Below are 14,083 nucleotides of genomic sequence, written 5' to 3'. Positions count from 1 at the left end.
CTTTCGGTGAGCGTGTCACGTGGGGAGGCGACTCGTTTGGGTGCCGACAACTTCCGGGCGACCCTGGCGGCGGACCAGGAACTCGGCGCGGGCAACGTGCTGCTCCGGTTGGCCGAGCACGGCGCCGACATGCGGACGCCCCGGGTGACGTTCGACGTCGACGTCGACGGCATCCCCGCCTGGACGCCGCTGTCGCTGGCCACCCTGACCGAGCGGGTCGCCGCCCGGGCGGCCTGGTTCGCCGGGCGCGGCATCGGCCGGCGCGACCCGGTCGCGGTCTACGTCACCTCCGCGCCGGACGTGTTCCTCAACTTCCTGGCCCTCACCCGGCTCGGGGCGATCCCGGCGCTGATGAACGGCAACATGCCGATCGAGTTGGCGGCCGAGTTCGTCCGGCGACTGCGCGGCGTCGGCGTGCTCGTCGACGCCGACCACGACGCGCTGCGCGGGCACGACCTCGGCGTACCGGTCCTCGGTGACGCCGCCGAGACCGGCACCGGCGACCCGGCGCAGGCGCCCGCGCACCACCGGCACCATCCCGAGGACCCGGTCGTCATCACCCACTCCTCCGGCACCACCCGGGTGCCGGCCGCGATCGTCCACTCGCACCACGGCCTGTTCGCCGCGATCCGGGCGGTACGGCTCACCGAGTCCCGGCCGCACGGCGAGGTGCGGGAGATGTCCGCGCTGCCGGCCGCGCACGCCGCCGGCATCATCACGCTCAACCAGGCGCTCTGCAACGGCTACCAGTTGCTCTGCCTCTCGGCGCAGGGCGGCCCGTTCGCACGCAGCGCCGAGACCGTCCTCGACGCCATCGAGCGGTGGCGCCCGACCGGTGTGTTCGGCTTCGCCGTGACCTGGTCCGAGCTGGCCCGCGTCGACCTGACCACCCGCGACCTCAGCTCGGTGCGCAACTGGTTCAACACCGGCGACTGCGCCCACGAGTCGCACGTCCGCCGGCTGGTCGCGGTCGGCAGCCATCCCACCTGGACCCCCGACGGGCCGGTCGACGTGCCCGGCTCGAAGTTCGTCGACATGCTCGGCTCCACCGAGATGGGGCACGGCGCGTTCCGGATCACCCACCGGCCCGGCAGTGACCGCTACGACCGCTGCGTCGGCAAGCCGTACCCGTTCGCCGAGATCGCGCTGCTCGACGTGGCCACCGGCGAGGAGGTGCCGGACGGGCAGGTCGGGCACGTCGGGCTGAGGTCGCCGACGCTGGCCATCGGCTACTGGAACGACTCGGTCACCACGTACCGGACCCGGCTGAACGGTTACTACCTGACCGGGGACCTGATGTACCGCGACGCGCGGGGCGACTACCACCACGTCGACCGTGCCAGCGACGCGGTCGACCTGGGCGGCGGGACCTGGCTCTACACCGCGTTGTCCGAGGAACGCATCCTCGCGCACTGCCCGGACGTGCGGGACTGCACCGTCATCGCCGCCGCCGGGGACGACGGCGCCACCGTCACCGAGGTGCTGCTCCTGCTCACCGACGACGCCGACCCGGCGCTGGACCGCACCGACCGGGTCCGGGCCGCGTTGGGCCCGGCGGTGGCCGCGACGCTGCGCCGGGTGGTGACCGTGCCCGACGACGGCGTGGTGATGGGCCCGACCGGCAAGGTCCGCAAGTTCCTGATGCGCCAGCGGCTGCTGGCCGACGCCGGAGCGTCCACCGCGGGGTGAGCCGGGCCGCGCGGTCGGCGTGCGGGCCCTATCCTCGTGCCGTGTCCTACGCCGCCCTCACGTCCGCCGAGTGGAACGCCATGTCCGACGACGCCGCGCACCGGGTCGCGGCGGGGATCGCCGACCGGCACGGCCTGACGCTGCGGGGCCTGGCGGTCCGGGCCGGCGCCGGGTGGTCGCACCGGCAGGCCCGGTTCGACCGGGACGGCACGCGCTTCGCGCTCGTCCCGGGCGGGCGACCGACACTCGGGTACGACGGCTCACGGTTCCGGCCGGACGCCGCTCAGGCGGCCGACTACGCGGAGAGCGCCGACGAGTACGGCCTCCCGCCCGTGCCCGAGTTCGTCGACGCGATGACGTCGCCGGAGCGGGTGGTGGAGATGCCGGCGATGCTGGTGGCGGTGGACGCGCTCGACCCCTGCGGCGTCGCGTTGGCGCCGGACGATCCGCGGGTGCGTGAGGTGGCCGCGTCGGCGGAGCCGGGGGTCGGCGGGATGCGGCGGGTCGGGCCGGACGGCGGGCTGCACGTCGAGTTCGACCGGGCCGGCCGGGTGACGCGGGCCCGGCTGATCCGACAGGTCTCGTACGACGAGGCGATGGCCGGGCTCGCGCGTCTGGACCTGCGGACCACCACCCCGGACGAGTGGGAGTGGGCGTGCGGGGCCGGCGCGACGACGCTCTTCCGTTGGGGTGACGACCACCCTGCCGACGGATACCCCTTCGACCACCGCACCGGTCCGCACCGGGAGGAGAACCGGTGGGGCCTGGCGATCGGGCAGGATCCGTACCGGCACGAGGCGACGACCGAGCGGACCGTGGTGTGCGGCGGCGACGGAGGCGGCGCGACCTGCGGTGGCAGCGGATTCTTCCTGGGCTGGCTCACCCTGGCGACCGCCTACCGGGACGACGACTTCGGTCGCTGGCTCGCCTCCGACGACGGCTACGCCGACGAGGTCCTCACCCGCCCGGTCGTCGAGCTGCGCTGACCGGACCACCGGTGGCCGGAGGTGGGCGCGCGGGCGCGGGGGTGCGCCGCCGTGCCAGAATCGTCAGCCGTGTCCTACCTCCCCTCGCAGCCGTACCCGCCGATGCCCGGCGCGGTCACGCCCCTGGTCGCCTACCCTCATCCGATCGCGCCGCCGCCGGGCTTCGCGGTGCTCGTCGTCTCGGTGAACCGAGGGCCCTACCTGGTGCCCGCGCCGACGACCAGCCGCTTCAAGGTGGACGGGCGGTCGGTGCCGATCCCCGGTGAGGGAACCTGGCACATCGCGGTCCCGGCCGGTCCGCGCGACGTCCGCTACACCGACTTCATGGGCATCCCGATCATCACCACGTCGGTGCTGGCCCAGCCGGGGGCCGCGCATCACCTGTCGTTCCGGTTCGGCGGCTGGCGCAACCGCGTCCACGACGCCTACGGCACCGACGTGACGCGGTTCGGCCTGTGGTCGAACTACAGCGTCGCGCTGGCCGCGCTGGTCGTCGTCGTGCCGCTCTGCTGCGGAGGGCTCGCGCTGATGGGCGTCTTCTCCACCTCCCCGTGACACCGATGCGCCGGCCCGCTCCGTGATCCGACCACGATCACCGTTGAACCGTCGGCGGTCCGGTCCGTAGTGAGCCCGACGGCAGGGTGGCGGTGGCACAGGAGAGGGAGGGCGACGCGTGCGGATGCGGTGGGCCGTGCTGGCGGTGCTGGTGCTGGTCGGGATCTGGCTGGTGCCGACCGGTCCGGCGCACGCCGCGCCGGCGGAGACCGGCCGGTACTACGTGGTCGGTCCGCCGGTCGACGGACAGCGGGAATACCTGTACGCCATCGCGTTGCGCACGCTCGGCAACGGTAACCGCTACCGGGAGATAGTCGACCTGAACACCGGTCGCGCCCAGCCGGACGGGGAGACGTTCACCGACGGGCTGGTGCTGAACCCGGGCTGGGTGCTCGTGCTGCCCCGCGACGCCAAGGGCCAGGGCGTACGCATCGGTCCGCTGCCCCGGACCCGGACCCGGTCCGCCCCGCCGGCGACCCGGTCGCCGGCCCCCGCCCCGTCCACGCCCGCCCGCACCACGGCGCCGCCGAGCCGCGTACCGCCGTCGACCCGGGCGCCCGCCACCACGAAGGCGGCGACGCGTCCCCCGGTCGCCACGGAGGTGGCCGCCCCGCCGCCGGGGGGACGCCGGGCCTCGGACGGCGGGGTCGACCCGATGGTGATCCGCGTCGGCGCGGGCGTGCTGTCGGTGCTGCTCGCGGCGGTGGCGATCGTGCTGCTGCGTCCGCGTCGCGCTGCTCGTGGCGTGTCCCTGGCCGGTGACGACGGGCCGTGGCCGCCCGAGCGGCACCACACGCCCGCGCCCGGCGACCGTGTCGCGATCGAGCCCGGTGACCGCGTCACGCCCGCGTCCGGTGACCCTGTCGCGCCCGCGCCCGGGTCGACGGCCGGTGACCGCGTCGCGCCCGAGCCGGTGCCGGCGGCAGCGGCAGCGGACGCCGCCGCGCCGGCGGTCCGCCGGCCCGTCGGCGACCCGCCCGGATCGTCCCCGGCGGTCGGCCCGGACCAGCCGGCCGGCCGCTCGGGGAGCACCACGGCGAACTCGTCGGCGTCGCCGGCGCGCAACGCGACGAAGGCCGGCGCCGGCCGCTCCCGACCCGCGCGGTCACCGGCCCCGCTGCCGGCCGGCCCGCCCGCCGCCGGGGCCGCCCCGCCGGCGGCCACACCCCGGGCGTCGGTCGCGGGCGCGGCCGACGCGCCGAAGCCGCGTCCGGTGCCCTCGACGGCGTCCCCGGCCCTCCCTCCCGCCGCGTCGCCGGAGACCGCGACCGGCACCGGGACCAGCCCCACCGACACCGCGACCGGCACCGGGACCGGCCCCACCGGTAGCGACACCGCGACCGGTACCCGGACCGGCCCCACCGGTACCCGGACCGGCCCCACCGACACCGGGACCGGCACCGGCACGACGCCGGACGTGCCGCGCCCGCCGCTGCCCGCCGCGGACGAGGCGCCGTACCTCACCGCCGACCTGGAGACCGACGTCGGTCCGGCCCGGGTGCGGCTGGTCGGGGTGGCGGCCGGGCGGGGCGTGCCACCGTACGCCTGGCTGGGCCCGGGGGAGACTGCGCCGCCGGCCGTGCTGCCGCTGGTGCTGGGGCGTCGCGGACCGTGGCGGCTGCACGTGGACCTGGCCCGGGTGCCCGACGTGTTCACGCTGGTCGGGCCGGCGGCGGTGTGTGGCCGCGCCGCCGCGACCCTCGCCGGGCGGCTGTCGGACGCCGGTGTCGGCGTCGCGGTGGTGGGGGAGGCGCTGGGCGCCGAGCTGCCGGACGGCTACCGCCGCCTGGCCGGCCTGCCCGAGCCGCCGCGGCCGGGGGAGGACCTGCCGGCGCCGTCGGTGGTGTTCACCGCGGGCCCGTCCCCGGCCGGGGCGCGCGGCCTCGCCGCCGCCACCGACGGACGCTGCGTGCCGGTGGTGCTGGGGCCGGTCCCGGCCGGCCGCTGGTCGCTTCAGTTCGAGGTGGCCGCCGGGCCGGCCGGGGCGGACTGAACGCCGCGCGCCACCACGGGCAGCGGGCCGGCCGCCACGCCGGGCACCGCCTCCCACGCCCCGTCCCGCGCCCGGTGGACGCGGTCCACCTGGACCCGGTCGTAGGAGCGGCTGGTGAGGATCAGCTCGACGCCGGCCTGTCGCAGCCGCTCCGCGCGGCCACGGGCCAGCGGCAGCGCGGCCAGGGCGTCGGCGGTGGCGACGACGTCGAGCGTACGGCCACGCGGCACCCGTACCTCCACGAGCAGCCGGCCGGCCCGGGCCGCCGGCCGCCGCCGGGACAGCGGCAACCAACCCGGCGCCAGGCCGCGCGAGTGTGCCGGCAGCAGCGCGTACGCCCGCCGGGTGCCGTGCGCCGGCCAGCGGCTGACGTCGTGCGGCAGCCCGGCGCTCGACGCGCTCGTCGGCGCGGGGCGGATGCGTAGCGCCCCGCCGTCGAGCCCGTCGACGGGGCGCAGCCGGCCGTCGTCGGTGGCCCGGAACGCGCCCCGCACCCGCGCCCGGTCCAGCCGGCCGGCCGGCAGCAGGTAGGTGTCCGGGGCGCCGAGCAGGTACTGGAGTCGGGCCGGGACGTGCGAGCGCAGCACCTGCACCGGGATCGCGCCACCCGGCTCGACCCGTACCCGCAGCAGGTCGGCCCGGTCCGGCGCGGACCGCGGGTCCAGGTAGCCGACCAGGAACAGCTCGGCGCTGGGTACGCCGTCGGCGGCGGCCCGCTCCAGGTCGCCGGTGACCGGCACGTACGCCTCGAACGCCTCGACGGTGACCTGCTGGCCGGGGCGCAGCCAGGGCGGCCCGTACCGGCCGGCGCGGCGCTGCTCGGCGGCCAGCGGGGGGCGGGGCGAGGACTCCGGGACGCTGACGTCGTGATCGTCGGGCACGTCGGCGGTGGGCGGCTCGACCGCCCGCATCCCCTCGGCGTCGACGTCGGCGTCCGCGTCGGTCACCACGATGCGCTGCCGCGACGGGCGCGGCACCAGGAGACCGTCCGCTGTCGCGTCGACGCCCGGCGGGCCCTCGGCGTACCGGGGGCGGTGGGCCTGCCACGGCGCGACACCGCCGGCCGCGTCGAGCGCGCGCAGGTGGCGATGGTCGGCGACGAGTTCGGCGCGTCCGCCCGGCGGCGGGGTCCAGACCGTGGCGCCGGTGGTCTCGGCCAGCTCGGCGGCCTGGGCCGCGAGTTTCGCCTGCTCGTCCGGCTCGGACGGCCAGGTGAGCCAGAGCCGCAGGTCGGCGCCGTAGAGCGGCAGCTCACCGAGGAGCGCGGCCAGGTGCCCGGCGTCACGGACCTGCTGGGTGCCGCTGTAGTCGCCGATCAGGAAGCCGCCGGAGCGGGCCGTGACGGAGACCGTGACCAGTTCCGTCGCGGTGGCGCCGAGCCGGTGGGCGGTGGCCCGGCGGGCCACGAAGTCGGCCCGGGTGGCCAACGCCACACCGGTGGTCAGCGGCAGGTTGACCACGCCGGTGCGGGGCCGGACCAGACCGTCCTCCACCGCGAACCAGCCGGGCAGCGGGGTGGCGAGGTCCGGCGGTTGCAGCACCAGCCAGTCCATCGGCTGCCGGGTCACGCGGTCCAGCGGCAACGCGTGCAGCGGCCCGTCGTCGGCGTCGGGCACCCGGCCGGGCAGCACCTGCCGGATGTCCGCGCCGTCCGGGCTGACCAGCACGTCGTGCCCGAGCAGGCCGGCCACCTCGGTGAACAGCTCGGCGTGGCGGGCCCCGTCGTCGGTGAGGATCCGGACGTCGTCGGCGGCGTCCCCGGTCCGCCGGACCAGGTCCGCCAGCGCGGGCGCGTCCAGCGGGCGGTCCGGCGCGGTGGGCAGCGCCGGCTTCCCGCGCGGGCCGCACACCAGCCACAGATCGAGCAGGCCGGGCACCCGCCGGTGTCGGCGCGGGTCGAAGCGGCGGGTGGTCGGCATCCGGTCGAGTCCCCGGCCGCCCACGGCGGCGGTCCGTGCCAGCCCTGTCACCGCCGCCCCGCCTTCGTCACACAGTCGTCCCGCCGCCGGCCGGAGCCGTTCGACATCGAGGGCCGGTACCCTCGGCGGTCTCCATGACGGACGCCATGGAAATCTGGTTCAGATTGATTTGAACGAAGTCGGCGCTGATCCGCAATAGACGGTGACGGCCGATCGGTCTGGGCCGCGGTGACGGAAGGGGACCCGAGGTGCTGGCGAAGCACTCCATCCTTGCAAGACTGCTCGTGGTGGTGATGGTCGGCTGCGCGATCCTGGCCGTGCCACGGCCGTCGGCCGCCCGGTCCGGGCCGGACACCGAGCCGTACGTGAAGTACTACGTGGTCGCGGCGCAGTACCAGGGCCAGCCGGAGAATCTCACCGAGATCGCCCGGCGGTTCCTGGGCAGCGGCGCGCGGGCCGCCGAGATCTACCAGCTCAACACCGGTCGGGTCCAGCCGGACGGGGCCCGGCTCACCGACCCGGGCACGCTGCGGGCCGGGTGGCACCTGGTGCTGCCGTGGGACGCCGCCGGTGAGGGGGTCGAGTACGGACAGTTGCCGGCCCCCCGCCGGCCGTCGGCCCGCCCCACGCCGACCCGGTCGCCGGGCGCGCGGCCGGACGGCAGCCCGTCACCGGGCGCGAGCCCCACGCCCTCCGGGACGCCCACCGGTCCCGGCCGGGACGGGAAGTGCACCGCCACCACCGCGTCGAGCGGGCGGTCGGAGTGGGCGCAGCTACGCATGGCGGCGGACAGCGCGTGGACCCTGACCCGCGGCAACGGCGTCAAGGTGGCGGTCGTCGACACCGGCGTCGACGCCGGTCTCCAGCAGCTCAGCGGCCGGGTCGCGGTAGGCGCGGACGTCACCGTCGGTAATGGACGCGGGGACGAGGACTGCCTCGGCTCCGGCACGGCGATGGCGGGCATCATCGCCGCGGACGACAGCGTCGAGAACCGCCCGGTGGGGCTGGCGCCGGACGCCACCATCGTGCCGGTGCGGATGGTCCGGTCCTCCGGCGACGCACGCCCGGCCGACGCCGCGACGGCCATCGAGGTGGCGGTCAGCACCGGCGCCTCGGTGGTGGCGCTCGGTTCCCGGGTCGACCTGGCCGACCCGGCGGTGGCGGCGTCGCTGGCCACCGCGCTGGAGCACGACGTGCTGGTGGTGGCGGGAGCGCCGGTCAAGCCCACCACGCTCCCGTCGCCGCGGGGCGGCTCCGGCGGGTCGCTGGTGCTCACCGGCGGCGTCGGCGCGGGCGGCCAGCTCGCCGAGAAGTACGTCGACGGCTCGGTCGAGGTGGTCGCACCCGGCATCGAGGTGGCGACGCTCGGTGTCGGCGGCGGCAAGGTGATCGGCAACACCGGCACCGAGTTCGCGGTGGCGTTCGTGGCCGGTGAGGCCGCGCTGATCCGGGCCGCCCAGCCCGACCTCAGCGCCGCGCAGGTGGAGGAGCGCATCCGCGCCACCGCCGAACCGGTGGGCGGGCAGGTCGCCGAGGGAGATCCGCGCTACGGCTCCGGCATGATCAACCCGGCGGCCTCGGTGGCCCCGTCGGTGGACGCCCAGGCCCCGGCCGCCGCGCAGGCGGGCCGGGGCGGGGGCACGCTGGTCGCCGTGCTCCTGGGGTTCGCGCTGCTGTTCGGCGCGGGCGGCTTCCTGGTCTACCGGCTGCGCCGCCGCCGCTGGGCCGGCTGACCGCCACGTAGTGAAGGAGGGGCCCCTTCTTAACAGACGTCTGTTAAGAAGGGGCCCCTCCTTACACCCTCCGGCTAGCGCAGCGACCAGGTCTGCTTCGGGTTGAACACGCAGGTCCACGCGTTCAGCGGGGCACCCGTACCGTGCCCGTCCACGTCCAGGCAGCGGTCGGTCTCCGGGTTGAACAGCGACCGGATGCCCTTGTATTCGGTCCATCTCCATTTCTGGGCCGGGTTGCCGCTGCACAGCGCGCTCTGCACCGGCGCGCCGTCGCGCTTCTCACCCCAGGCCACGTCCAGGCAGAGACCGTTGGCGCGGACGCTCCCGTCGGACGCGAACGTCCACCACTGCGCCCGCTCCTCCCGGCACGGCCGCAGGACCACCGGGATGCCGTCCCCGGCGCCGCCGCTGGCGCACAGCCCGGTCTCCTTGCCGACGAGCTGCTTCGCGCCGGTCGGGCGCTTCGGCGGGGCCGGCTTCTCCGGCTCGGCCGGTGGGCGGGTCGACGGCGACACGCTGGGTCGCGGCGCGGGCGGCTTGACCGTCGGCGTCGGGCTGGGCGACCGGGGCGTGGCGGACGGGGAGGGGCTCGGGCTGGCCGGCCCCGCCGTGAGCCGCCCGTCGAGCGCGTAGAAGTCGGTGAACTCCTTCACCCGACGCAGGAACGCCTGCGTGTCGTCGTCCAGCTCACCGCCGGTCTGTCGCACCGCGGTCGGCCCGTTCCGGTACGCGGCCAGCGCCAGCAGACCCGGGTCGCCGTCGAGGCCGGCGAGGTCGCGACGCAGCGCACAGAGCGCGACGCCGACCGCCGGGACGGCCACCTGCGGATCCCACGGTGAGGCGTCCGTCGGCCCGTACGCCTGCCACACCTCGGGCAGGAACTGGGCGATGCCCCGCCGGCCGTCGTCGCCGAGCAGGTTCGGGTCGAAACCCGACGCCGCCATGAGCTGCGCCGCCACCGCGGCGGGCGGCACCTCCGGGCACACCGAGCCGGCCCGCACCACGAGCTTGACGTAGGTCGCCGGCACCGCCTTCGGCTGCTGGCGCTCGGTGTCCGGCCGGGTGGTGCCGGAGCCGCCGAACGCGGTCAGCTCGCCGTAGTACGCCGCGTAGCGGCTGACGTCGTCGACGTACGTGACCGCGTCGGACGGGACGCCCTTCGCCTCGCGTACCCGGTCGAGGTCGGTGTGGAACGCGGCCAGGGACAGCCGCCACGGGTCGCCGGGGATGGCGGCCAGGCGCAGTTGCCCACTGAGGTCGCACATCTGGTGGGCCAGCGCCAGGATGTTGGCGGCCGTGTCGGTGCGGTCCGCGCCCGGCCACGGCGCCCAGGACTTCCACCGGTCGTCGTCCAGGCCGGCGAAGCCGCGACCACCCGAGGTGGTCTTGCCGACGCGTCCGTCCAGGCCGGACTCGGTCATCAGCTGCCCGGCCAGCCGGGCCGGGGTCAGCGTGGGGCAGGAGCGGGCCGCGGCCCGGATGGCGGTCAGATGCTCGGCGGAGACCTTGCGGCCGGTCAGTTTGTCGTCGCGGGCGGTGGCGATGCCCCAGCTCACGGAGGCGACCACCATGAGCAGCACCGCGAGGCCGGCCGCGATGGCGGCGACGACACGACGCGGTATCCGGGCGAGCCGGGATCGGAGGCCAGGAAGATCGGGTGTCACGGGACTTCCCTTCCGGTGATGACGTCGCCAGGCGTGACGGATGCGCGACGTCCTCGGTTCACCCGACCGGAATCATTCCGATTCCAGTCCGGTCGCCATTGAACCGACCGGCGCACCGGGCCGTCAACGTGGACGGCGCCGGACGGACCGATTTCCGCCGCCGGACACCGCCGGACCGTCGATCGGAGTGCTCGATGTGGACTCGCCACCATTCGCCCGGCGCGGGGCTGACCAGCGTCGTCGTGGGCGGGGCCGGCCCGCGGCGGGTCGTCGTCCGTCGGTCGGAGCGCGCCCGGTGAGCACCGCCACCCTGGTCGCGGTCCGCCGGCCGGCGACGGCGTCCGATGAGTACGGTTATCCTTCTCCCTCAGAAGGGTCCGGTGCCGTGGCGCCGGGCCGGCCGGGCGGGCACGCCCGACACGTCAGGGGGAGGCGTTCTGTGTCGGCGGTGCCCAACGAGGCGGTGGAGCCCGGAGTTCCGGGCGAGGCCGTCGGCCAGGGTTCCCCCGAGAGCCTGATGCGGTGGATCCACGAGCAGTACCGCGAGCCGCTGCTGCGCTTCGTCACCCGCCTGGTGCTCGGCCGGCAGGAGCTGGCCGAGGATCTCGTGCAGGAGACGTTCCTGCGGGCCTGGCGCAACCTCGGCACGCTGGCCGAGGAGCCGCGCCGGATCGCCCCCTGGCTCTACACCGTCGCCCGGCACGTGGCCGTCGACGCCGGCCGGGCCCGGCAGGCCCGGCCGCCCGAGGTCGCCGTGCCGGACCTCAACCGGCTCACCTCGGCCGACGACGAGATGGACCGGGTGGTCACCGCCCACACCGTCCGGCTGGCGCTGCGGCAGATCAAGCCGGAGCACCGGGCGGTCCTGATCGAGATGTACTACAAGGGCGCCTCGGTCGCGGAGGCGGCGGAGCGGCTCGGGATACCCGAGGGTACGGTAAAGTCCCGGACGTACTACGCGGTGCGGGCGCTGCACGCGGCGATCGGCCCGATCGAGTCGGCCTGATGTCACGTCCCAGCGGCTCCTCGTCCGATCCCGGCACCGACGCGGTGACCCGGGTCGTCGTTCCGGCGCACCCTTCGTCGGGTCGGGAAGGGGGGCGTGATGCGCACCGGCGGTGAACACCCCACGTCCGCGCACGAGGCGCTCGCGCTCTACCTGCTCGGCGCGCTCGACGAGACCGACCGCGTCGCCTTCGAGGCGCACCTCGCCGGCTGCGACGAGTGCCTCTCCGCCGCCGCCGACCTGGGTGGCGTGACCAGCGGGCTCGGCGCGCTCGACGCGGCCGACTGGGCCGAGTTCGACGTCCCGCCGGCCGCGGTCCTGCCGCCGGCCTCGGTGCTGCCCCCGCGGGCCGCCCCGGCCGTGCGCCCCGACCCGGCGTCCACCGCCGTCGTCGAGTCGGCCCTCCCCGACCCCGTCGTCCCCGACCCGGACGTCGCCGGGGAGCCGGCCGCGCCCGTCGTCCGGGAATCGGCCGTGCCGGTCGCCGGGGAGCCGACCCCGCCCGTCGTCGGGGAGCCGGCCGTGCCGGTCGCCGGTGGACCCGTCGTACCGGAATCCCCGGCGGACGCCGGTGCACGGCCGGCGTCGCCCGCCGTACCCCGCTCCGGACCGGACCCGGACGGCCCGACCGCGCCGGACGGCGGGCCAGTGCCGGCGGGCCGGCGGCCCTTGCGGCCCGGCCGAGGGCCCGGCGGCACGACCGGGCCGGCGCCGTCGTCCGGTCGCCGCTCCCGCCCCGGCGACGGCCGCTCCCGGCCGCTCTCCGCCCGGCGCCGGTTGCTGCTCTGGGGTGGGGCGGTGGCGCTGGCGCTCGCGGTGCTCACCGGTGGGATCGTGGCCGCTGTCGGCGGCGGGGGCCGCGACGACCTGGTGCTGACCGCCACCGGCGAGGCGCCCGGCCAGGGCGTCAGCCTCTCCGTGTCGATCACCACCCACGAGGGCCAGGGCTCCACGATCAGGATCACCGCGACCGGGCTGCGGCCCGGCCTGCGCTACCGGCTCTTCGCGGTGACCCGGGACGGCGTCACCCACCCGGTCCGGGACTGGACCGCCTCGGCCGGTCCGCAGGAGGTGACCGGGGAGCTGTCGCCGTCGGTCGACGACCTCTCCTTCGTCGGCGTGGGCCGGCCGGACGGCACCTCCGTGGTGACCGCGCCGATCTCCCGCTGACCGCAACCCCTCCGATCCGCACCGACTCCGGTTGAACCGGAAGCCCGCCCGCGCCGTCGTGTGGCCGTGCGCCTGCCGCACTCGTCGGGGGACGTGACGCGTCCCCGCGTCAGGCCGAGGGAGGGCTACATGGCAGTGAACACCGGATCGTCGACCCGCGGGCGGCCGACGCGCAGGAGGTCCGCCCTGCTCGCCGTCGTGTTGCTCGGGTCGGGGCTGATCGTGGGCGTGCCGGGCGGCACGGCGAACGCCGCCACCGGGGAGCGGGTGACGTTCGTCAACGGCACCGCGGAGACGCTGTGGATCGGTGCGGGGGAGAGCGGGGACGGCTCGCGGCCGATCACCGGCCTGCCCACCCTGCGTCCGGGCGAGAGGAGCACCATCGTCATCCCGGACGCCGGCGAGCCGGGCCACTGGCGGGGCCGGTTCTTCGCCCGCCAGCGCTGCGACGGCGACCCGAACGGGTCGTTCCGCTGCCTGGTCGGTGACTGCGGCGCGTTCGCCGACCGGTGCGAGCGGGGCGCGGAGCCGGTGAGCCTGGCCGAGTTCAACTTCGACCGGAACAACGCCGCCGCGCCCTGGTACAACGTCAGCTACGTCGACGCGGTCTCCACCACGATCACGATCGACGCGCCCGGCGCCCCGAGGCCGGAGAAGGCGGGCAGTTGCGCGCGGTGGGACTGCTCCGCCGGCCAGCTCCTCGCCGCCTGCCCGGAGGCGCACGCCGTCCGGGACCCGGCCCGGGGCGACCGGATCAACTGCGTCAACCCGAACCGGGACGCGGAGAGCGCGTACACCGCCGCGCTGCTCCCGTTCGGCCCGCGCGCCTACCTGTGGTCCACCCACGACCGGGTCGCCGGCAACGAGACGGTCTACAACTGTCCGGGCTGCGCGGACGTCGTGGTGACCTTCCGCGGCGGCGGGGACTCTCCGGCCCCGTCGCCGAAGCGTACGGTCGTCCGCTCCACCTCCGGTTTCGCGCTGCGCGGGTACGCGGACAAGTGCGTCGACGTGCCGGGCGGCGAGTCGGCCGACGGAGTGCGGTTGCAGCTCTGGCACTGCAACGGAACCCCGGCCCAACGCTTCACCCGTGGCCCCGGTGACACGTTGACGGTGCTGGACAAGTGCATGGACGTGGCGTGGGCGTCCCGGGACAACGCGGCCAAGGTGCAGCTCGCGTGGTGCAACGGCGGGCCGGCGCAGGTCTGGGTGGCCGAGGGCGGGCTGCTGCGCAATCCGCACTCCGGCAAGTGCCTCGACGTGCGCGACTGGAACTCCGACGACGGTGCGCCGCTGCAGATCTGGGAGTGCGCCGCCAGCCAGAGCAACCAGAACTGGCGCGAGACCGCCCGCTGATCCGACCGGCCC

Annotated in this window: 10 protein-coding genes; 8 read left to right on the top strand and 2 right to left on the bottom strand. The window is 76.1% G+C overall.

Translation table 11 applies throughout. The features are described from left to right. Nucleotides 1-36 precede the first annotated feature (36 nt). The 4 genes from AB0B02_RS10845 (at nucleotide 37) to AB0B02_RS10830 (ending at nucleotide 5,223) form a co-directional block, all read left to right on the top strand. Nucleotides 37-1,689, top strand: a complete 1,653-nt coding sequence (locus AB0B02_RS10845; RefSeq protein ID WP_281942288.1) for a class I adenylate-forming enzyme family protein — start codon at nucleotides 37-39, stop codon at nucleotides 1,687-1,689. A gap of 41 nt (nucleotides 1,690-1,730) precedes the next feature. After that, on the top strand, nucleotides 1,731-2,675 hold the full coding sequence (locus AB0B02_RS10840; RefSeq protein WP_357299233.1) for a hypothetical protein: 945 nt from the start codon (nucleotides 1,731-1,733) through the stop codon (nucleotides 2,673-2,675). A 69-nt stretch (nucleotides 2,676-2,744) separates the two neighbouring features. Continuing rightward, the gene (locus tag AB0B02_RS10835) at nucleotides 2,745-3,230 is read left to right on the top strand and encodes a hypothetical protein (RefSeq protein WP_281942285.1); all 486 of its coding nucleotides are present in this window, start codon (nucleotides 2,745-2,747) and stop codon (nucleotides 3,228-3,230) included. A gap of 118 nt (nucleotides 3,231-3,348) precedes the next feature. After that, nucleotides 3,349-5,223, top strand: a complete 1,875-nt coding sequence (locus AB0B02_RS10830; RefSeq protein ID WP_357299230.1) for a hypothetical protein — start codon at nucleotides 3,349-3,351, stop codon at nucleotides 5,221-5,223. Here AB0B02_RS10830 and AB0B02_RS10825 read toward each other — a convergent pair. After that, nucleotides 5,184-7,193 carry a hypothetical protein gene (locus tag AB0B02_RS10825; protein WP_281942282.1) on the bottom strand — a complete coding sequence of 670 codons (2,010 nt, stop codon included), beginning with the start codon at nucleotides 7,191-7,193 and terminating at the stop codon, nucleotides 5,184-5,186. The two genes, AB0B02_RS10830 and AB0B02_RS10825, sit on opposite strands and share 40 nt — an antisense overlap. A 197-nt stretch (nucleotides 7,194-7,390) precedes the next feature. Between AB0B02_RS10825 and AB0B02_RS10820 the strand changes: the two genes are divergently transcribed. Continuing rightward, complete coding sequence (locus tag AB0B02_RS10820) at nucleotides 7,391-8,875, top strand: S8 family serine peptidase (RefSeq protein WP_281942280.1); 1,485 nt, start codon at nucleotides 7,391-7,393, stop codon at nucleotides 8,873-8,875. 74 nt (nucleotides 8,876-8,949) lie between these two features. Here the strand turns inward: AB0B02_RS10820 and AB0B02_RS10815 are convergent, their stop codons facing one another. Next, on the bottom strand, nucleotides 8,950-10,539 hold the full coding sequence (locus tag AB0B02_RS10815; RefSeq protein ID WP_281942278.1) for a ricin-type beta-trefoil lectin domain protein: 1,590 nt from the start codon (nucleotides 10,537-10,539) through the stop codon (nucleotides 8,950-8,952). Between the two features lie 439 nt (nucleotides 10,540-10,978). Here AB0B02_RS10815 and AB0B02_RS10810 point away from each other — a divergent pair, with 439 nt between their 5' ends. The 3 genes from AB0B02_RS10810 to AB0B02_RS10800 all read left to right on the top strand — a co-directional run bounded on the left by AB0B02_RS10810 (nucleotide 10,979) and on the right by AB0B02_RS10800 (nucleotide 14,071). Next, the gene (locus AB0B02_RS10810) at nucleotides 10,979-11,545 is read left to right on the top strand and encodes a sigma-70 family RNA polymerase sigma factor (RefSeq protein ID WP_281942276.1); all 567 of its coding nucleotides are present in this window, start codon (nucleotides 10,979-10,981) and stop codon (nucleotides 11,543-11,545) included. A 99-nt stretch (nucleotides 11,546-11,644) separates the two neighbouring features. Continuing rightward, complete coding sequence (locus tag AB0B02_RS10805; protein WP_357299225.1) at nucleotides 11,645-12,715, top strand: zf-HC2 domain-containing protein; 1,071 nt, start codon at nucleotides 11,645-11,647, stop codon at nucleotides 12,713-12,715. Nucleotides 12,716-12,844: 129 nt separating this feature from the next. Next, nucleotides 12,845-14,071, top strand: a complete 1,227-nt coding sequence (locus AB0B02_RS10800; RefSeq protein ID WP_357299221.1) for a ricin-type beta-trefoil lectin domain protein — start codon at nucleotides 12,845-12,847, stop codon at nucleotides 14,069-14,071. Nucleotides 14,072-14,083 lie beyond the last annotated feature (12 nt).

Origin of the sequence: Micromonospora sp. NPDC049240, from assembly GCF_040647835.1 — a bacterium.
Classification (GTDB): Bacteria; Actinomycetota; Actinomycetes; order Mycobacteriales; family Micromonosporaceae; genus Micromonospora.
Note: the sequence above shows the minus strand (reverse complement) of the source record. Positions and strands in the feature narration are given on the sequence as shown.